The organism is Nocardioides caeni (assembly GCF_004912195.1).
Classification (GTDB): Bacteria; Actinomycetota; Actinomycetes; order Propionibacteriales; family Nocardioidaceae; genus Nocardioides; species Nocardioides caeni.
In genome coordinates this window covers 93,752-113,475 of the sequence record NZ_STGW01000003.1, presented here as the reverse complement: position 1 = coordinate 113,475, position 19,724 = coordinate 93,752, and the positions used below count along the sequence as shown (strand labels likewise).

Here is a 19,724-nt window from a genome sequence, read left to right as displayed (position 1 = left end):
GAACTACCCACCGCCCGCACCAGGGTTGATTCTCGACTGGCGGCGCGAGCGTGGGCAGTGGTTCGCGTGGGTGATCTGGGTCGACAACGGCGGCCTGCGGGAGGGCGTGCGGCAGGCGTGGCTGCCCCTGTCCGTGTTGCGGCCTGCGAGGAGCGACATCAATATCTGGAACGACGGGCCATGGCGCTAACTGGGTGTGTCCCATTTGGAGCGGAGAACGGAACAGGCCGTAGCCGGGCGTTGCTGCTCGGCGTCCTCGGCTGTCATGCCGGGAGTCGATACTGCTCAGGTGGAGACCTCAGCCCAAGTTGCCCAAGAGGCCAGTCCTGCACTGGTCGTGTTGTCTGGCCGCCCAGGTACCGGGAAGACGACGATCGCGCGTGAGGTGTGCCGACGCTTGGGAGCCTGCTACCTCCGCGTCGATGCTGCGGAGACTGCGCTCGCCAGGACGGGCGCTGCGGTCGGCGTCGGGGGCTATGCGGTGATACACGAGCTGGCGGTCTCGAACCTGCTGCTCGGCAACACCGTCGTCGTTGACGCGGTGAACCCTGTGCCGGAAGCGCGCATGTCATGGCGGGATGCGGCACGGCGAGCCGGAGTGCCCCTGGTGAACTTGGAAACGGTGCTGCCCGACCGGGAGGAGCACCGACGACGAGTCGAACGCCGCGTCGCCGACATCCCTGGTCACGAGGTCCCGACGTGGGAAGTGGTGCAGAGCGGAGAGTGGAGTGCCTGGGACGAAGGCCGCGACGGCCCTCGGGTCTTGGTCGACGCCACGGATACAGCCGCCGCGGTGGCCCTCGTGCTCGATGCTGTCTGCCGCCCGAACGGCTAGCACGAGCAGGCTCTCATGCGTGCCGCCCGTCGGCAGCCCCGTGGCTCAGCCTGCGAGCGGCTGTGCAGGACTGTGGGCAGGGGTGCGCGAGAGGTGGCGCAGTGTGGTTGCGATGCAGGCGACCTGGAGCCAGCCGGTGGCCGAGGTGGTGGTGTTCTCGAACGACTTCGCCAGCCGGCGGGCACGTCCGAGACGACCGTGGGCGACCTCGACGCGCCAGGCGTGCCGGATGGGGCGGAACACCGGCTGCTTGTCGTCCCAGCCGACCCGGCGCAGCTCAAGGTCGTAGTCCCGGCCGAGCTTTCGGGCCGCTGCCTCGGTGACGCCGCGGTCCACCAGGACCAGCTCGAGCCGGCCGGTGACACCCTGCTGGGTCAAGTGCTGCAACATCAGCTCCGTGGTCCGGTTCTCGTGGGTGGAGGCCGGGACGACCAGCGCACCCACGGGCAGTCCGGTCACATCGACCGCCACCACCCGCTTTGCGCCCTTGGTCCGGCCGTAGGGGCCGCCGCGGTCGTGGAAAGTGAACCCGCCGTTGGAGGACCCGCGTGCCAGATGGGTGTCGATGACCACCATCGACGGGGTCGCCTCGGCGCGGCCGTCGGCTTCGCGTGCGGCCTCATGCAGCACGGCCAACGCTCGCGCCCAAGTGCCGTTGCGGGACCAGCGGCGGAACTGGGACCACACGCGGGTCCAGGGCCCGAACGTCGCCGGCAGATACCGCCACTGGCAGCCGGTGTGGGAGATGTAGAGCATCGCGTTGACGACTTTCCGCAGACCAGCTCCGTGCTTGGGTCCGCGCTTGCCTGGAGGGTTGAAGACCGGCTCCAGCAGCGCCCACTGCTCGCTTGTCACATCGCTCGGGTAGGACATGCCGCGCACCGTGCTCGCTGGCCCGTGGGACGCAGTCGACCTCAAATGGGACACACCCAGTAAGGCGGCCAGCAGTTTGTGTCGGGGCCCGCTCATAGCTTGTCGGCCGTGAAGATCTTCTCGCGCATCGCCGCAGTCCTTTTGGCAACTCTGCTCCCGTTCACTGCCTGCTCGTCGGCCGACGACCCCGACAAGGCCGGGTCCACGCCTGCGGCGACACCTGACGAGGCCGCGCCGCGCAGCGGTACCGCGGAGGCGGCGCCTGGCGAGGAGATTGAGGTCAAGCCGCTGGCATTCAATGCCTCCGGGCTCCTGGGTGGCACCGCCCGCCCGCGCTTCGATGACGGTGAGGCCGGGGAGGTCTCTGTCGTCCAGGTTGGGCCGCTCGACACTGACCAGGGAATCCTGTTGTTCGCGTTCCGGAACAACACCGCCGAGGGCATCTCGCACGTCGACTGGACCGCGACCGCTCGCAGCGGTGGCTCCATCGCCGGGACCGGATCCAGCCAGGGCACCATCCCCGCCCAGATCGCGCCGGGCGAAGTTGGGCTGAGCTACATCTTTTTCGAGAACGCCGAGGCGATCCCCGGCAACGCTCAATACGAGTTCGCGGTCGAGACCAGCCCTGTGGACACGACCTCCTACAACACGGCGCCCTTAGCTGTGACCGAGGTGAACCTCGTCGGCGAGGCGATCGTCGGCTCTGCCACGAATGCGACGGGCGCCTCGACCGAAGGCCCGTACAGCGTCGCGATGTACTGCTTCGAAGGCAACGACCTGGCTTGGTACACGAGTTCCTTCACCGAGCAGGACGGCCCAATCGAGGACGGCGGCACCGCCACCTTCACCGTAGACCTCTACGGCGACAAGTGCGCGAAGTACGTCATCGGCGTTGGCGGCTACTTCTCCTGATCATCTGGCATCGGTTCGGCGGATTCTCAGAACCGCCGCTCAACATCCGGGTAGCGTCGTGCGCTGCATCAGGTCTGGAGGGGGAGGCAGGAGTGGGGCGAGCTGACTCTCGTCGCCGAAAGCGCAATGTCGCGCGCGACGAACTGCGGTACAAGCGCAAGTCCGTCCGCGTCCTCCGCCGAAGGCAAGACAGCGTGCGAGCCAAGTGGGAGGACCGCGGCTGGGAGTTCGAGGAGCAGCGAGACCGCAGGTTCAGGACGGACCTAGCCTTTAAGCGCGCCCTACCGGAGCCGCGCTGGCGCTTACGGATCGGCTTCGCCCTCGTGGCCCTGCTCGCCATTATCGGCGTGGTCGTCGGCGGACTGAAGTATCTCCCGCAGTACGAACCGACCGCCGCAGAACTGGCACAGGAAGACGCTGCGGTCGCTCTGCGGGCACTCCGCGGTGCGGACCTGGCGGCGCTCGGGGAGCACCTGGCGGCTCATCGAGGCAACCGGGACTTTGCGTACTACTTCGCCGCCCAGGCGACCCCTCGCGAACTCGGGGACGCGCTGGCCTCGGTGGCTGGCGTCAACGACGAACCGCTCGGTCCCGATGTCGACTCCCACGAGTACGACATCACCCTCACGGACCTGGCTGGTGTGCTTGCATTGGCGACCCACGGCACCGGAGACCGCATGCTGCCACCGTCGTGGACCGAGGACTTCGCCACCGCAACGACGACCCCGGAAGTCCTCTACGGCGCGCCCGATGAGAATCCCGACGCCGACGCCGACGCTGAGCAGCGCGCCGACCAAGACGTTGCCAACAAGCAGAATCTCCTCCTGCTCCTGTCGCGAGGGTATTGGTCAACGGAGTTTCTCGAGACGGTCACCGACGCTTACTGGACCTTCGACCGAGATGAAGGTGATGACGCCTGGCCGGGCGTAGTGGACGGCGATGCGAAGTACGCTCCAGCGCCGACCGGCACCTACCTGACCGACGGCATCCTTGCGCTCACCGCAGCACTGACCGCGAACCCGGAGGCCAGCGCGTGGGCCTTCACCGACTTCCAGCCGGGCACCGAGACGATCACGTACGACGATGACGATCACGCCATCGGCAAGTTCACGCACTATCTCTTCTTCGAGCACCAGTTCCCGGGTGGCTCCGACGAGGGCAGCGTTGGGATGACGGCGTCACTCACCGCGCTGTCCTCGGCCATCGATGCCACGAGTGATCCGTTAGGTGAGCCTGACTCGTCAGCCGGCAGCCCCATGGCTGACTCGCGGGTGTTGGAAGGCCTCGCGAACAGTCTGCAGGATCAGAGCGAGTGCTCGTGGAACCCGCTCGACTACGGCCACTGCGTGGTCGAAGCGGTCGAAGCGGCTTTTCACTGGGTTAAGCGCTGGGGGCACTCGGTGCTCAACATCCTCTCGCTCGCCACGTTCGTTCCCCCGCCGTTCAACGTCATCGGCGTCGGCGCAGCCGCCACCAACGCGACCTGGTACGCGATCGAGGGTGACTACACGAACGCCGGGCTGTCGTTGGCCGCAGCGGTCCCCGGGCTCGCTTTCACCAAGCTCGTGAAGGGCGTCAAGGCGACCAAGAGCGCTGGTTCGGCGGCCGCAGCCGAGAAGGCGGCGGCTCAAGCGGACGATGTCGCCCGAGTCGCGAACGAGATTCGGGCGAAGGTCGGCACCGGGAGCACGATCACAAGGCCTGTCACCACCGACTATCTGAGGTATCGACCGACCCTTCGAACTTCGACGAAGCAGCAGATCCGGGATGCCGCCCCAAAGAACGCCGACGGAGACTTCATCGACCCCAACACCGGACAGGTCGTTCCAGCCGGTGCGGCCGATATCGGCCACAAGCCCGGACATGAGTGGCGATGCATCAAGGAGAAGGCCTTGGCTCAAGCTTGGAGCGTTCAGGACTTCCTCGACCACATCAATGATCCGGAGCTGTACCAGATGGAGGATCCGGCCTCGAACCGCAGCCACCAGTACGAATCCGACGTGTGTGCGGTCTAGAGGCCATGACAACCCCCACGACCTCGCCGATGCATGCTGCAGTCATGGCCAGTGACTTGTCGACCCTCCAGGACCTTCTCGCGCGCGGCGAATCTCCTGACGTCAGCGACCATCTTGGGTTCACGCCGCTTCACTTGGCGGCCCAGCAATGGTCGGTCCCAGCGGCGGAGGCGCTACTAGGTGCGGGCGCGTCGGTCGACCCAGAGAATACGTTCGGCAACACACCCCTGTTCGTCGCCGTGTTCAACTCGAAGGGCCGTGGCGAGCTGATTGAACTGCTGCGCACCCACGGGGCTGACGCCTTGCACGCAAACAGGAGTGGGCAGACGCCGGTCGGACTAGCGCGGCTGATCGCGAACTACAACGTCGCGCAATGGTTTGCGGACCTTCCTACGTAGCCATCAGCCGGTTTGGCGCCGCGCTGGCGAAGGATGTCGCTGGCCCTCAAGGACTTGTGTGGTTCGTGGAGGTAGGTCGATCGGTCCATAGCCGTCATCGCTCCTATTCGTGACACCGTTACGCATCCGAGCGTCAGCTTCGTCGACGTTCCCTATTGCTCGATCAACAGCGATGCGGTCGAGGTTCGCGATCTCGTCGTACGGCGACGCGGCGAGGGTGACGCTGGACGCGAAGTCGGCAAGACCGAGGTCGCCAACGACCAGTGCGTGGGTGGTGACGATATGGCCGACATCGACGATCGCGGCGGTCATGATGTGGTCGAGTCGGTCGCCCTCAAGAAGCCATCCCCACCCGTCCTTGCGGAGGTCGGTGAACGGCTCTCCGCTGACGAGGTGCAGCGCGGCGATGAGGTCGGCCATCCCCTCGGCGCCGCGGCTCTGGCCGCGGGCACGGAGGCGCCTGAACAGGTCGAGATCGCAGAGAACCCCGTCGAGGGCGTAGGTCGCCGGGACGCCGTCCCGATGGGTCTGCTGCGCGCGGGGGAGGAACGGCTTGTCCGCCCGGCTCTGTCCGAGCCACTTCCGGATGATGCTCAAGTCCGACCGCGCCTTCTGAGGACGGATGCAGAGGTCCTCTGCGAGCTTCTCCGCGGTGACCCCGTTCGGGTGGAGCGCGAGGTAGGCGAGGAACTCGACGTAGTAGGGCCGTCGGTGGGCCGTGGCTGTCGCGTCGCCCAGGGTCCTGACCGTGACCGGTCCCAGCAGGGTGACCTTCGGCGCGACGGGAACCGGAGAATCCCATCGGGCGAGGTCCTCGTCCAGGTCCGGATCGGAGGCATGAATGGCCGCTGCGGCTTCCGGAGACGCGTTGGGGGCGAGAGTCTCGACGTCATCGACAGTCGTCGCTGCGCGGTCGGCATACACGTGGGTGTCGAGCGGCAGAAGTGACGATGCGCCCGCCTGCTGGCCTTCTGGGCGCGGTTCCGTCAGTTCGTCGACGAGCGCACCTCCGCTATCCGTCACGGTCCGTTCGTCGGCGGCACGGGGGACCGGCACCACCTCGGCATCCGTGGTGAGATCGACCAGCGCGGCACACGCCTCCGCCTCCGCGGCAGTCAGCCCCGCGGAAGCGAGATCCAGCTCAAGAGCTGGGATCCGCAGACGGCCCTCGGCGCTCAGGTGGACGTCGACGAACGGCGGGCACGGTTCTCCTCCGACGCTGACCAGAGCCAGGCCGGCGCGTCCCGGGAAGCCAACGAGGGCCCCGGCCAAGTGCGTCAGGCCCGGACCGTTGTCGCCGCCTGCGATGACCGCGGCGTGGAACTCATCCGGCTCTCCGATCGGGCTGGCGGTCGCGAGGTCGTCGGCCAGAGCGCGAAGGAACGCGTCATCTCCGGGTTCGTGGACGCGGACGAAGTCGCGATTGATCGAGGCCAGCTCTCCGCCGAGTCCCAGCGCCTCGATGTGCACGGGAGAGGCCCAAGGATTGACGACCAACTCCGCCATGAGGTGGCGAGCCAGCGCCGCGCTGCGATCGCTGTCCCCGGTCACTGCCAGCGCACGAAGCTCCTCGAGATTGAGCAGAGCCAGCGCTCCGTCGTCTGCCTGACCGACGCTGACCAGCATCGGGTACGGCGACAGCGCGTCCGGGGGCGGAGTCGGGACCGCCTCGACAGGGATGTGCCACGCAGCGCCTTCTCCGGTCCATGGCTTAGGGAGCTCAGCAAGCTCCGCGAGCGTCAGCACGATCCGGCTGGAAGAGAGCCGGACGGAGAGCAGGCGAGGTGCAGGGGCCAGGCCCCGGAGGGCCGCATCGAGTTCTTCGATCGGGTGGGCGGTAACGGCTCCGGACACCTGAACGGACTTCTCGACTGCGAGCAGTTCGTCCGGCGGCGGGGCGATGATCCTGCCGGGCCGGCGATAGCGCAGCTGTGTCCGCCGATGCTGTCGGAGCGCCAGCCAGAGCGACCCTGCCAGGAGTGCTCCCGCGCCGGCCAGTCCAGGGAGCAGCCACGTCGGGGTGATGTCGTCCTCGGCAGATTCGGGGGAAGCCTGCTCGGGTGCGGGTTCGGCTACTTCCGGAACGGGAGGAGTCGCGCGCTCGGTGGGAGGAATCGTCTCGGGGAGAGGTGGGTCCTGATCATGGTTCGGCTTCTGCGGCTCAACGGGATCCGACTGCCCCGGGATCGTGAGCTTCCAGCCGGGGAGGATGAGATCCGGGTCCGAGAGGTGGGCGCCGTTCGGCTGAGCAGTGTCGCGCGATGCTCGGAAGATCGACGGGTACCCGTCAGCGTCGCCCAGTTGGTCTTCGGCGATCTCGGAGAGGGTGTCACCGGGCTGGACGACGTACGAGCCGCCCGAAGGGTCGTCCGCGACGGGGACCTTGAGCACGGTTCCGGGCAGGAGAAAGTCGGGACGCCCGTCGAGGACGGCCTCGTTGAGGGCAACGAGCTCGACGTACCGCGTGCCGTCGCCGAGTCGCTCTTCGGCGATCTTCCAGAGGCTGTCGCCGCGCTTCACCGTGTAGCGCTCAGTCTGCGGCTGCACCGTCTGCACGTGCTCTTCTGCTACAGGATCTGCGGGCGCGTCCAGGGCGACTGCTACGTGCGGCTCGTCCGGCAACGGCGCGGCGACTGCAGCATGCGCCCGAGGCTGGGGCAGTACGGCGCTGACCGTGGGGACGGCGACGAACAGCAGCGCCGCGGCCGCGACCAAGCGGTCGGCGGCGAGCTGAGGAACCCCGAGACCTGGGAGGCGCGGCGTACGGATGCCGCGAGCCTGCGACAGGATCGAGGCGAGGAGTTGGCACGTGAAGACGGCCCACGCGATCCAGCAGATAGCGGTGATGACCTGGAGGGCGAGAGTGCCGTCGTCCTGAGCTGTCAGCCTCGACCACGTGAACGCGCTCGGGTCGGGGAGCGCGTCGATGGAGATGAGCACGACGGGCACCCCGACCACGAAGGCGACGAGGGTGAGGGTGGCCAGGAGGCCGCGTAGCCTGGAGTCGGTCCTGTTCATTGCTCGCTACCTCCGAGGGTGCGGACGAGTCGTGCGGTCGCGGTGCCGGTGACGTCGAGGCGGTTGATGCCGATGAGACCGAGGAACTGCGGGTCGTAGTAGTCCGTGACGGTCACGGTGATCGTGGTGCCGTCATTGATGGCCACCGTCCCGGTAACGCCCGCAGCGTCGAGGTAGCGCTGGGCTGCGGCACGCGCGGCGGCGGGGGAGATCGCGAGGTCGTGGCCTTGGATGGCGGAGCTTCCTTCGACCTCCTCGCCGCCGGCCCGTGCGGCCTGTGCGGCGACGTCGTGGGCTCGCTCGTGGGCGTGGACCTGGCCTCCGACGTCGACCGCCAGTCCGACGAGGAAGATCATCACGAAGCTGGACAGGGCCAGCCACACGGTGATGGAGCCGCGCTCGTCTCGGCGGCTCATCGTTCCCGCCAGGTGTCGATCGGGCTGGACATCGTCGCGCGCATTAAGCGGGATCCGGGGACTCCCGGAACGGCGAGATCGGACAGGTCGAGTCGGCACGAGACAGTCACGTTCACCGAGCCCGGAACGCCTGGTTGCTTGTCGAAGTCGCTTGTGTCGACGACGACGTCGATGGCCGAGCAGCCGATCTTCTGGTTGATGATGCTCGCGGTCGCTGCCGCGCGTGCATCGGCTCGGGCGACGTCCGCGTTGCGGGCGAGTGAGGCTGACCGGGCGGCGTCGGCGGCGGCGGACTGAAGCGCCTGATGGGTGGTCGCCGTACGGCCTCCGAAGATGACCAGGCCGACGAAGAGTGCGAAGGCGGGTACGCCGATCGCCGCCTCGATCGCAGCTGAACCGCGTTCGTCCCGGCGGATCACGGCGCCGTCACCTGCTCGACCGGCACGCTCGCGCTCTGGGTAATGCGGACCTTCCACCCCGGAATGACGCTCAGGGAGAAGCCGCTGACAGTCACGGTGGCAGTCGTCGCGGTCCGGTTCGCACTCGTCGAGGTCGCGGTGATGACGTCATCGCCACCGGCCTCGGCGAGGAAGTCGTTGGCGGCGCCGACCCCGTCGGACTCCCGGCCGTGCTCGGCTCCAGCGGCTCTGGCGCCCTGCTGCGCAGCAGCGATGGCGACCGTCTTCGCGTGGTAGTAGAGCGCTGCCTGCATCCCGAGAAACATGACCGCGAACAGTGCGGGCAGCAGGACGACGAGCTCGATCGAGACCGAGCCCCGTTCGCCGCGTCGCCGGCGGCGGCTACTTGATCTTGCCCGCTTCTGAGGTGACATAGTTCGTGACCGCGAGGACCACGATGCCGACGATGCCGATGACTGCGACGGCCCAGAGGACGTGCTCCATCGTCACCGACCCGCGTTCGCTGCGGCGGGATGCTCGCAGGTCGTCGTACTTGCTGAGTGCTGCGATCTGCAGCAGGACCAGAACCTTCAACATGGGGTTTCCTCCTGTGGATGTGTCCTTCCGTGTCACGAGTTCGTGAACATGCGAAGCAAAGAGGGCGCGACGAGAAGCGCCATGAAGATCACGCCCAGCAGTGAGCCGGGCATCGACATGCGCTCGCCGACGGCGTTCGCCTGGGCGAGTTCGTCGTTGAGCATTGCTGTGCGCATGGCGGCGGACCGGGCGCGCAGGGTGGCGTACACGCCGGCTCCTTCCTCGCCCGAGAGGCGCATGATGTCGGCGAAGTCGTCGAGCTCGGGCAGTCCGAGCTCCTCTGCCAAGGTGTGCAGCGCGTCCCAGGGCGGCAGTCCTGACCAGCGCGATCGTGTGAGCTCCTCGGACAGGCGCGTGAACACCCACGAGTCGCCGACCTCGGCGGCAGCCTCCATCGCCTGGCGGTGGCCGATGCCGTTGTTCCGCTCCAGTGCCACGAGGTCGATGTAGGCGCCGAGCGCGCGGGCGAAGTCGGCCCGTGCCTTCTTGGCGTCGTCGAGGGCGTTGTAGTTCGGGATGAAGAACATGACGGCGGCCAGCGCGAGCGATGCGACGGCCGGGAGTTGGAACGGGATGCTCAGCCCGAAGGCGTTGAAGAGCGTGACGAGGACCGGCGGGATGACGAGGCCGAGCCCGGCGAACATGAGCTTCTCGCCATAGAAATGCGCGACCGGGATCCGCAGCAGCGCGAGTTCGCGAGTCGGCGTCCGAACCCAGAGACCGGGCGGCAGGACACGCAGGCCCCACAGGCCGAGCCGCTCCTTGCTCGACCGCGCGGAATCGGAGGCGGTTGAACGCGGACGCGACGAGGACACCCGCTCGAGCGCATCCGCGAGGTCGGGCTCCGCGGGCAGAAGGCGTGCAACGAGAAGCACGAGGCCGAGGCCGACGAGGCCCCCGGCAAGGATCGCCAACTGCAGCCCGGTAATCATCGCGGCGCCTCCGCGACTGCGCGGGTCGCCAGGAACCGGGGGAGAGGCTTGCCTGCGGCCATGCGTCGCATCCAGATCAGGGTCGCGACGTACGCCGACAGGAGGAGCACGAGAAGCACCTGGCCCACCGGGGTGCGGTACGGCTCGACGTACGTCCCGGACAGTGCGAGTACGACGAGCACGCTGGCGCTGATCAACGTGACCCACCGCGCGGTCGCTCGCGGCTTGGCCCGGTCGGCCTCGACCTGGCGGCGCGCGCGAACGTCGGCGCCGACCGACTCGGCGAGTCCTTCGAGGACACTCGCAAGCCCGGCTCCGCGCCGGCGGGCGCCCAGGATCAGGTTGGCGGCGATCAGGTCGCCGGTCGCGTCGTCGAGTTCGTCGGCGAACGCGCGCAGAGCCCTCTCGGTGTCCCAGCGTGCCCGCAGCCGGGTCACCAGTCGGTGGACCTCATCGGCGATGGGCGCGGGCGTCGACCGCAGAGTGGCGACCAGTGCTTGCTCCAGGCCGATGCCGACGGTGAGGACTCCGGAGAGCGAACGCGTCCACTCCTCCATCGCTTCGAGACGTGCGATCTGCGTGGCGGCCGGCGGCGCGCTGAGCAGGATGGGCAGTCCGATGACGGCGACCGGCGCGATGACGAGCGCCAGGATCCAGCCCGTGATGAGCCATCCGACGAGGCCGAGCGCGCCACCGGCAAGAAGCAGGACTCGGGTTCGCCGGTTGAGGGCGCGGCGCCGACTGGCTGCGGTGGGCTCCCGCGGCGGAATCGCGGTTGGGCGCAGGCCGACGACCACCCCGAGGAGCCCCAAGGCGACGAGTCCACCTGCGAGTGCGGGAAGGATGGTGGTCATGTCCGGGCTCCCACCGGTTGACTCGCGAGGTACGCCGGGAGGTCGAAGCCGTGCTGCGCAAGCCGTCGGTACTCGTCGGGCAGGACATCGGGGACTGCGACGCCGGTGGCATCGGCGCGGAACACGTGGGTGGTCGCGTAGCCGGGCTCCTTCTCGCCCGGCGCGAGCGCGATGACCTCGGCGACCCGTCTGGTCCGCTGAGCCCCGCCCGGCACGACCTTGGTCTCCAGGCTCAACTGGACGATCAGGTCGACGGTCGCCGCGAGCTTGCTGGTCGCGAGACCCTGCGTGACGTGCGGACCCGCCTCCATAGCGCAGGTCACGAGCTTGCGTACGGCGGCCACGGCGTCGGCCGCGTGAGTGGTGGAGATGGACCCCGTGCCGGACTCCATCGCCTTGATCATCGCCCAGATCTCCTTGCCACGGACCTCGCCGACGATCTGCCGCGAGAGGTTGAAGCGGAAGGAGTCGACGAGTGCCTCGTCGAGCGTGAACTCACCTGACTGGCGCCCGTCGGGACCACGTTCACCCGATCCGGGCCGGGCCTCCCAGGGGATGACCACCTTGTGCCGGCCGAGCTCGTGGAGGTGCAGCTCGTACTCGGTCTCGAAGGTGCCGATGGCCTCGAGCTCGTCGATCTCGGCGCAGAGCGCACGGACCAGCGTGGTCTTCCCGGCCCCCTGGGCGCCGGCTACCACGATCGAGCACCGAGCCCGCACGGCAGCTCTCAGGAATGAGGCGACGACAGGCGTCATCATGTCGCGCTTGACGAGGTCGTCCAGCGTCACCCGCATCAGCCGATGCCGACGGATCACGACGGACGGTCGCGTGGTCACCCACGCCACCGCCGCCAGCCGCGAGCCGCCGTCGAGCCTCATGTGGAGGCTCGGCTGCGCCTCGGAGAACGAACGCGCGTTCACCTCGCTGCGCGAGGCAAGGAAGACGAGGAAGTCGATGAGCTCCTGATCGGAGTCGGCCACAGGCGGTCCGGGAACGAGCGTCCCGTCGATCAGCTCGAGCTGTACGTTGTCGTGACCGACGATGACGATGTTCTCGATCCGGTCGTCATCCACCAACGGCTGGAGGCGGCCGAGGCGGAAGAGGGAGTCGAACACGGCCTGGGCGGTCGCCTGCTGCTTCTTGGGACTCCACGAACCGAGGCCGGCGTCGACATCCTCCGCCATCGCAGACTCGATGAGGTCCAGCACGATCGAGCGGCCCAGCTCCTGCTGTGCCTCCTTGTCGAGACGGCCGCGGCCGGACTGGACGGCCTGGCTGAGCTGCTCGGAGGCCTGGGCGCGCAGTGTCGAGACGAGCGACCAGTCGACATCGGAGGTGGCAGGGGGCGGTGACGCGACGGTCGGGTCGAGACCGCTCGGCACCTCGTGAGGGACGCCGTTGGTCGTCTGGCTGAAGAGGGGCAGGCGCGTCAGGTCGCCGTACTCGTTGGCGAATCGGTAGGTCTCGGTCATGGCCGCGCCTCCTCGACGAGCGCGAACCGACCACGGGCGACGTGCGCCTGGACGGACTGGACCGCGGCCTGGAGCGCGCGGATGTAGGGACCGGTCTCGAAGTGTTTCGGCGGGGCCGCGCCGCGGTGGTACACGGCCGCGGTTGCCGGATCGTCCGGCAGGTCGGCGACGACCGGGATGCCGAGGACCTTGGCTACCTCGGAGGCCCGGTACGGCTGGCCCTCGGCGATGAGAAGCAAGCCGGGATGACGCCATCCGGTGGCGGGCTGCCGGACGGTCTCCGCCCACGAACGAGCCGCCGAGATCGCGGGCAGAGTGGCTCTGGTGATCAGGAGAGCCGCGTCGGCGGCGTCCAGCAGCGGGGTCGGCGAGCCCATGAGGCCGAGCCTCCCGGCGTCGACGATGACGTCCTGGCCGTTGTCATCCAGATCGCGGAGTGCGGCCGCCAACGGCTCCCAGACGTCACGCAGCGCCGTTGCCTGCGCGTGCGACCGGATGCCGGCGACAAGGGAGACGTTCGGGCTCAGCGGCCGTACGACGTCCCGCAGCGCGTCCGCCGCGCCGAGGGGTGAGAGGGCGAGCTCGATCAACCCGGCGTCGTACGGCGTCGTGCCGCGGAGGAATCCGGCGAGGACGCCGGATCCGCCGGTCGGGTCGGCCTCGAGGAGAAGGACGGGCCGAGGCCAGCTGAACGCCATGCCCACTGCGGTGGTGGTGACGCCGGGCGAACCGGAGGCCGATGTCAGGCACACGATCGCCATCACTGGGCTCCCGAGTCGAGGATCAGCGCGACGTTGCCGGTCGCAGCGCGTGCCGCGAGGACGCTCGCGTCGGCGTACGGCACTAGGACGTTGACGACGGTGTTGCCAGTGGTCTCGTCGATCGCTGTGTAGACGACCTCGGCGGCCGTGAACTGTGGCACGCCGGTTGGGGCATCGCCGTTGGCAGCAGGGGTGACGATGATGCGGACCTTGTCACCGCCGTGCATGGGGAGCGCTGGGACCTGGGCCGGGGTCAGCGAGATGCCGACGATCGACTGGCCCTCCGGTGGCATCGGCGCATCGGTCGTCGACTCGGTCGTGATCAGCCCACCGGCCGAGATGTCGAGCGCGGCGCGCTGGCCGACGATCTCGTCGTACGCCGAAGCAGGGAGTGGCTCCAGAGCCGGGTCGCGGCTGATCCGGATGCGCCGGATGTCGTCGGCGGTAATGACCTCGCCTCGATGGATCGTCTTCGTCGCAGCGAGGACCTCCTCGGTGCTGGTCGTCGCGTTCCATGCCCAGGCGCCGAGCAGGCAGCCTAGGGCGGTGACGACGACGGCGGCGACCACCAGTCCGGGCCGCCTGCGGAGCTTGGGCGGGGGAGTGACCGGGGGGCCGGCGTCGGGCGCGGTGCGGTGGGGGCCGGGCTTCCGGTCCTCTCGGGCAGTCGTGGTCACTTCGTCCCTCCCCGCGCAGCGCTCGTCAGTTCACGAGCACCTGCGCTTCGCCGATCCGGATCTGGGTCGAGCGGTTGAGGCCGTCGAGGCGGATCGTCCCGGTCTGGCCCGCGCCCGACCAGGTGATGACCCAACTCGAGGTCGCGGTGACGGTGTAGGCGTCATCGGTCTGGCCCGCGCTCGACTTCTTGTAGGTGTGGCCGCAGTCGGGGGAGTCCTTCCGCCCGAATTCCGGCTTGTACGGCGTGCCCGCCGTGTCGCAGACGACCTCGGTTCCGTCGCCCATGTCCCAGGTGATGTGCAGGACCTTCGCCGTCGCGGTGATCGTGATGCCGCCTGCCGACGCGCTCTCGGTGATCGGGCCGAAGGTCTGGCTGCTCGGTGCCTTGGCCCACATCCACACGGGCATGCCGACGAGTCCGATGCTGTCGGGACCGGGCTCGGGAGCGATGCCGATGTCTATCGCCCTGAGGTGCATGTTCTCGATCGCGATCTGCGCGACCTCTCTCGGTGTCGGTCCCGTACCCGAGTTCGGCGGCGGATCCTGCGTCCAGATCGTGATGAGCAGCCCGGTCTGCGGCTGGTCGCAGTAGTAGACGGCGCCGTCGCCGGGCTCATGGCCCTGCCACGACGGGTCACCCGCGGGCGGCTGCGGTTCGACGAGCGAGATGTAGCAGTGGTAGGCGTTCGACCAGTAGGCGCCGTTCTTCGTGCAGGGGACCGGACCGGGCGGTGGCTTCGTGATGCCTTGGCTGGTGCCGTCCCAGTAGCAGGCCGCGCCGCTGCCGGTGTCCTCTGGTCCGTCGTCGCCCGGCGTCCCAGGCGTGCCGGGATTGCCCGGGACGTGGATCCAGATCAGACACTCGCCGGTCGCCGGGTCGGTCTGACCGCAGACCGTGCCGTCGGCGTACGACGGTGCGGCGGCAAGGGCAGTGAGGCTGGCGGTGGCGAGGGCAGTCAGCAGGAGGCGAATCAGGAGGCCGCGCATGGCGTCTGCTTGAGGTCCTGGCCAGTCGCCACGCGCCATCCGCCGGTGGGGTCGGCGGCGTACTCGTAGTTCGCGACGGTGTAACGCGTCCACCCGGTGTCCGGGCGGTTGGGGGACACGATCGACTTGCCGCTCTTGTCGAGCACGTCGACCTTGGTGACGTCCCAGCAGACGTCAATGACGACCGAAGGCACCTTGCCGGCGTCCGCGTCGGAGTTGTCGAGGGTGACCGACTGGACCTTCAGCTCGCTGATGGCCGTGGTGCCGGTCTGGCGCTGGCCCTGATCGCGGTGCCGCTGTACAAGGGTCTGCACCGCATTGAGCTGCGCGCCGATCGCAACGGTCTCGAGCTTCTTGAGGTCGCTGGACGGATCGGCCCGGAGCCCATCGAGGACGGCGTAGTAGTCGGTCATTGCCGTCGTCGCATTCGCCGACGCGGCGTCGTTCGGAGATGTCGGAGAGTCGCTGGCCGTCGGATCCGTCGACTCAGCGGGGGTCGACGTGGCTGGCGTCGTCGGTGGAGGATCCGCGTCGTTGTCAGCACACGCCGACACCGCGGCCAACAGAAATGTGCCGGTCGCCAGGAAGGTCAACCCGAGTCGATTCTTCATGGGGGATCTTGCTTCCTCTCGCCTTAGGGCGATGAGGCGCGACGACGTCCCAGGGGCGGTGCGTGCATCGTCTGAACCTCATCGTAAGCCTGATTCACGGATCCGGACCCGACGTCTTTGCCCGGGTCGTTTCAGGGGTCAGGTGCTCGTCTCTGCCCAAGCCCGTCGTCGCACCTCAGCCCTCTGTCCTCTCTCCCGTCGCTCCTTCAGTCCCTCTCGGTCACCACGTCCTCTCACCTGCCCATCGCGTCCTCCGCCCTCGTCCCGTCCCGCTTCCGCCATTCCTGGACTACCGCCTCCTCGCCGTCACACGGTGTGCAGATCGAGGGGGTTGTGGAGAAGGACGCGCACCTGAGCGCTGTGGGACGGAAACGGCCGTGACGGTCTCGATGCGCCGGATGTCCGCGGGCAGCGGCTACCAGTACCTGCTGCGCAGCGTCGCGGCCGGCGACGGCAACCGGGTCCTGTCGACGCCGCTGACCCGCTACTACTCCGATGTCGGTACGCCGCCCGGCCGCTGGCTCGGATCCGGTGTCGGCGCATTCGGCGTCGGCCAGCTCCGCCCGGGCATGCACGTGAGCGAGGAGCAGCTCGCGCTGCTGGTCGGCATGGGCCGAGACCCGATCACGGGAGAACAACTCGGCCGCGCGTATCCGTCGTACAAGAGGCTCTCGGATCGCATCGACGAACGCGTCGCCGCTCTCGATCCGGAGATGACTCAGGAGGACTGCGCTGCCGAGACGACACGGATCGAGGCTGAGGAGACCGCGGCCGGTATGCGGCGAGCGGTGGCGGGGTTCGACCTCACGTTCAGCGTCCCGAAGTCGGTCTCCGTGCTCTGGGGTGTCGCCGACGCCGTCACCCAGGCGCGGATCGTCGACGCCCATCATGCGGCGGTCGCCGACGCCATCGCGCTGTTCGAGCGAGAGGTCGCCGCTACCCGTGCGGGCATCTCCGACGCTGACGGCGCCGTCGCCCAGGTCGACGTGGCGGGTGTCGCGGCCGTCGCCTACGACCACTTCGACTCCCGCGCCGGGGACCCGCAGCTCCACACGCACGTCGTCGTCGCCAACAAGGTCCTCACCGTCATGGACGGCCGCTGGCGCAGCCTCGACGGACGCCCGGTCTTCGCCTCGCGCACCGGCTTGTCTGCCCACTACGACGCACTCCTGGCGGACCGGCTGTCGCGCGACCTCGGCATCGAGTGGGAGCTGCGGCAGCGCGGACCCGACCGGAATCCCCGATGGGAGATCGTCGGCGTCACTGACGACCTGATCACCGAGTTCTCCAGCCGCACCCGCGAGATCGAGCTCAAGAAGGACGAGCTCATCGCGGAGTACGTCGCTCGCCACGGGCGGATGCCATCGACGAGGACGATCGTCGAGCTCCGGGCCCAAGCCACGCTCGCCACGCGCCCGCCGAAGGAGGTCCGGTCGCTCGCCGACCTCACCGCGGGCTGGCGGCAACGGGCCGCCAAGCGGTCGGGCGCCGAGCCCACAGGCTGGTCGCAGTCGGTGATCGGCCGAGACGGTGACCACCTGACAGCGGAGGACGTGACACTGGCTGCCATCGAGGCGATCGGCGCCGAGGTGGTCGCGGCGGTGGCCGTGAAGCGGGCTGTGTGGACGCACTGGAACCTGATGGCCGAGGCAGCGAAGCGGACGATGGATCTGAGGTTCGCGACGACCGAGGACCGCGAGGCCGTCCTCGGCCTCGTCGTGGACGCGGCGCAGGCACGCTCCGTCGTCCTCACTCCGCCGGAGCTCGCAGTGAGCCCGGTCCGGTTTCAGCGTGAGGACGGCACGAGCCGGTTCCGCCCACGGCATGGTGAGAAGTACTCCTCCATCGCAGTGCTCGAGGCCGAGGGGCGGCTGTTGGCACGCGCCGAGAAGGTGACCGCGCCAACGGTGTCCGTCGGCGTCGCTGGGCGAGCGTGCGGCAATGGCAAGGTCTCGCTGACCGATCAGCAGCGCCGCGCGGTGGAAAGCATCTGTCGCTCAGGGCGCCAGGTCGACCTCCTGGTCGGACCGGCTGGGGCCGGCAAGACCACGACCATGAGAGCGCTCCGCGCTGCCTGGATCAGTAAGCACGGGCGGGGGAGTGTCGTCGGGCTGGCGCCATCCGCCGCGGCCGCCCAGGCCCTGGCAGACGACCTCGGTGTCGCCTGCGAGAACACCTCGAAGTGGCTCCACGAGTACGACCGCGGCCGCACCGAACAGCGGCGCGGTCAGCTGGTGATCGTCGACGAGGCGACGCTGGCCGACACGGTGACCCTCGACCGGCTGACGGGGATTGCCGCGGGCGCGGGCGCCAAGATCTTGCTGGTCGGCGACCCCCACCAACTCCAGTCCGTCGACGCCGGTGGAGCCTTCGCACTTCTGGTCGATCGGCGCGCGGACGTGTCGGAGCTGAGGGAGATCCACCGGTTCGCCAACGACTGGGAGAAGGAGGCCTCCCTCGCGTTGAGCCGCGGCGACGTCCAGGTCATCTCGACGTACGGCCGCCACAAGCGGATTCGCGAAGGCCTCACCGACGAGATGGTCGACGCGGCGTACGTCGCCTGGCGCGACGATTGCGCTGCCGGGCGCGCCAGCATCCTCGTGACGGAGTCGGCGGGGGACGTCCGCGCGCTCAACGAACGCGCGCGGGCCGAGCGGCTGCTCCTGGATGGTGCGGTCGACCACCGCGAGGTCGACCTGGTCGACGGCTGCCGAGCCTCGGTGGGCGACATTGTCATCACGCGTCAGAACGACCGCCGGATCCGGACCATGCGCGGCGGGTGGGTGAAGAACGGCGACCGCTGGCTGGTCACCGACATTCGGCGTGACGGCTCTGTCCTGGTCAAGCGCCTCGATGGCCGCGGTGGGCGAGCGGTCCTGCCGCCGGAGTACGTCGCCGAGCACGTCGACCTCGGCTACGCGGTCACCGCGCATCGCGCTCAGGGCGTCACCGTCGACACGGCGCACGTCGTCGTGACCGCATCCACGACCCGAGAGAACCTCTACGTCTCGATGACCCGCGGCCGCGAGTCCAACATCGCGTACGTCGCCCTCGACCAGCCCGACGACAGCCACTCCACGCCGGAGGCGGATGACGTGACGGCCCGAACAGTCCTGTACGGCGTCCTCCAGCACAGCGGCGCCGACCTCTCGGCCACGCAGACCATTGAGGCCGAATACGAACTCCACGGTGGCATTGATCGCCTCGCGGCCGAACTCGAGACGATCGCCGCGGAAGCTCAGCACGACCGCTTCGCTGACCTGCTCAGCCGTTCCGGGCTGACCGCCGAGCAGCATGCCGCGGTCGTCGAGTCGACAGCCTTCGGTCCGCTCGCGGCGGCACTCCGTCGAGCCGAGGCCTACCACCACGACCTTGAAAGTCTGCTGCCTCGGGTCGTCGGACGACACGGGCTTGACGACGCCGATGACATCGCAGCGGTCCTCCGCTACCGAGTCGACAAGCTCGCAGCGACTCCGCCACGCGGCTGCCGGCTCCGTCCACGACTCATCGCCGGATTGATCCCCGAGCCGCTCGGCCCGATGTCAGCCGAGGACCGACAGGCGATCGACCAACGCAAGGAACTGATCGAGTCCCGCGCTCGTGCCCTTGCTGAGGAGGCCGTGGTCAGCGGCGAAGCATGGACTCGGCGACTCGTCGGGGACCATGGCGAAGCCTGGATTGAGGCGGCAACGACAGTCGCGGCGTACCGCGACCGCTACAAGGTCATGTCCGACCTGCCGGTCGGTGGCAGCACGAAGACCGACTCTCAAAGGGCGGATCGCCAGCGCGCCATTGCTGCCGTGCGAGCGCCCGCGTCGCCACCGTCTACCGGATGCTCGCCCGCCACGCGTTCGCCCGAACTGAGTGCCGCGTCGCGTCCATAGGTCGACTGGTGCCGCGGTCTTCCACAGGGCTAGCTGGGGCCAGCCTTGTCTGTCGTCGGACTGGCGTAACGAGGAGATACCAA

General features: G+C 68.6%; 18 protein-coding genes and 1 pseudogene. 6 read left to right on the top strand and 13 right to left on the bottom strand.

Annotated elements, in window-relative coordinates; translation table 11 throughout:
- Nucleotides 1-289: 289 nt before the first annotated feature.
- The gene (locus E9934_RS06415) at nt 290-835 is read left to right on the top strand and encodes a P-loop nucleotide/nucleoside kinase family protein (protein WP_202977216.1); all 546 of its coding nucleotides are present in this window, start codon (nt 290-292) and stop codon (nt 833-835) included.
- Nucleotides 836-880: 45 nt separating this feature from the next.
- Here the strand turns inward: E9934_RS06415 and E9934_RS06410 are convergent, their stop codons facing one another.
- The gene (locus tag E9934_RS06410; protein ID WP_158294941.1) at nt 881-1,708 is read right to left on the bottom strand and encodes an IS5 family transposase; all 828 of its coding nucleotides are present in this window, start codon (nt 1,706-1,708) and stop codon (nt 881-883) included.
- Nucleotides 1,709-1,816: 108 nt separating this feature from the next.
- Here E9934_RS06410 and E9934_RS06405 point away from each other — a divergent pair, with 108 nt between their 5' ends.
- From E9934_RS06405 to E9934_RS06395, 3 genes are all read left to right on the top strand, one after another.
- A complete protein-coding gene (locus E9934_RS06405) occupies nt 1,817-2,620 on the top strand; it encodes a hypothetical protein (RefSeq protein ID WP_136562060.1) in 804 nt (267 codons plus the stop codon).
- Between the two features lie 194 nt (nt 2,621-2,814).
- Nucleotides 2,815-4,635: a GH-E family nuclease gene (locus tag E9934_RS06400; RefSeq protein WP_136562059.1), complete on the top strand. Its 1,821-nt coding sequence runs from the start codon at nt 2,815-2,817 to the stop codon at nt 4,633-4,635.
- 5 nt (nt 4,636-4,640) lie between these two features.
- Entirely contained in the window at nt 4,641-5,033 is a 393-nt protein-coding gene (locus E9934_RS06395) for an ankyrin repeat domain-containing protein (protein ID WP_136562058.1), read from the top strand.
- Nucleotides 5,034-5,036: 3 nt separating this feature from the next.
- On the opposite strand, the gene E9934_RS06390 is transcribed toward E9934_RS06395, so the two are convergent.
- From E9934_RS06390 to E9934_RS06335, 12 genes are read right to left on the bottom strand one after another with little or no spacing between them, the layout of a single operon-like run.
- On the bottom strand, nt 5,037-8,051 hold the full coding sequence (locus E9934_RS06390) for a LysM peptidoglycan-binding domain-containing protein (RefSeq protein ID WP_136562057.1): 3,015 nt from the start codon (nt 8,049-8,051) through the stop codon (nt 5,037-5,039).
- Complete coding sequence (locus E9934_RS06385) at nt 8,048-8,467, bottom strand: TadE/TadG family type IV pilus assembly protein (RefSeq protein ID WP_136562056.1); 420 nt, start codon at nt 8,465-8,467, stop codon at nt 8,048-8,050. Before E9934_RS06385 ends, E9934_RS06390 begins: the two co-directional genes overlap by 4 nt.
- Nucleotides 8,464-8,886: a TadE/TadG family type IV pilus assembly protein gene (locus E9934_RS06380; RefSeq protein ID WP_136562055.1), complete on the bottom strand. Its 423-nt coding sequence runs from the start codon at nt 8,884-8,886 to the stop codon at nt 8,464-8,466. Before E9934_RS06380 ends, E9934_RS06385 begins: the two co-directional genes overlap by 4 nt.
- Nucleotides 8,883-9,299: a TadE/TadG family type IV pilus assembly protein gene (locus tag E9934_RS06375; protein ID WP_136562054.1), complete on the bottom strand. Its 417-nt coding sequence runs from the start codon at nt 9,297-9,299 to the stop codon at nt 8,883-8,885. The genes E9934_RS06380 and E9934_RS06375 overlap by 4 nt, the downstream gene beginning before the upstream one ends.
- Complete coding sequence (locus tag E9934_RS06370) at nt 9,268-9,462, bottom strand: hypothetical protein (RefSeq protein ID WP_136562053.1); 195 nt, start codon at nt 9,460-9,462, stop codon at nt 9,268-9,270. The genes E9934_RS06375 and E9934_RS06370 overlap by 32 nt, the downstream gene beginning before the upstream one ends.
- 32 nt (nt 9,463-9,494) lie before the next feature.
- Entirely contained in the window at nt 9,495-10,376 is an 882-nt protein-coding gene (locus E9934_RS06365) for a type II secretion system F family protein (protein ID WP_238694807.1), read from the bottom strand.
- A gap of 14 nt (nt 10,377-10,390) precedes the next feature.
- Nucleotides 10,391-11,248, bottom strand: coding sequence for a type II secretion system F family protein (locus E9934_RS06360; RefSeq protein ID WP_136562051.1), 858 nt, complete (start codon nt 11,246-11,248; stop codon nt 10,391-10,393).
- On the bottom strand, nt 11,245-12,720 hold the full coding sequence (locus tag E9934_RS06355) for a TadA family conjugal transfer-associated ATPase (protein ID WP_136562050.1): 1,476 nt from the start codon (nt 12,718-12,720) through the stop codon (nt 11,245-11,247). The genes E9934_RS06360 and E9934_RS06355 overlap by 4 nt, the downstream gene beginning before the upstream one ends.
- A complete protein-coding gene (locus tag E9934_RS06350) occupies nt 12,717-13,481 on the bottom strand; it encodes a hypothetical protein (RefSeq protein ID WP_136562049.1) in 765 nt (254 codons plus the stop codon). Before E9934_RS06350 ends, E9934_RS06355 begins: the two co-directional genes overlap by 4 nt.
- A complete protein-coding gene (locus E9934_RS06345) occupies nt 13,481-14,158 on the bottom strand; it encodes an SAF domain-containing protein (protein WP_136562048.1) in 678 nt (225 codons plus the stop codon). The genes E9934_RS06350 and E9934_RS06345 overlap by 1 nt, the downstream gene beginning before the upstream one ends.
- A 25-nt stretch (nt 14,159-14,183) precedes the next feature.
- Complete coding sequence (locus E9934_RS06340; RefSeq protein ID WP_136562047.1) at nt 14,184-15,146, bottom strand: hypothetical protein; 963 nt, start codon at nt 15,144-15,146, stop codon at nt 14,184-14,186.
- On the bottom strand, nt 15,131-15,559 hold the full coding sequence (locus E9934_RS06335; protein WP_136562046.1) for a hypothetical protein: 429 nt from the start codon (nt 15,557-15,559) through the stop codon (nt 15,131-15,133). Before E9934_RS06335 ends, E9934_RS06340 begins: the two co-directional genes overlap by 16 nt.
- 587 nt (nt 15,560-16,146) lie before the next feature.
- Between E9934_RS06335 and mobF the strand changes: the two are divergent.
- Both mobF and E9934_RS06330 read left to right on the top strand, forming a co-directional pair.
- Nucleotides 16,147-17,175 (top strand): annotated as a pseudogene (gene mobF, locus E9934_RS20560) (MobF family relaxase); the annotation flags it as partial.
- A gap of 183 nt (nt 17,176-17,358) precedes the next feature.
- The gene (locus tag E9934_RS06330) at nt 17,359-19,641 is read left to right on the top strand and encodes an AAA family ATPase (protein ID WP_238694805.1); all 2,283 of its coding nucleotides are present in this window, start codon (nt 17,359-17,361) and stop codon (nt 19,639-19,641) included.
- Nucleotides 19,642-19,724: the final 83 nt, after the last annotated feature.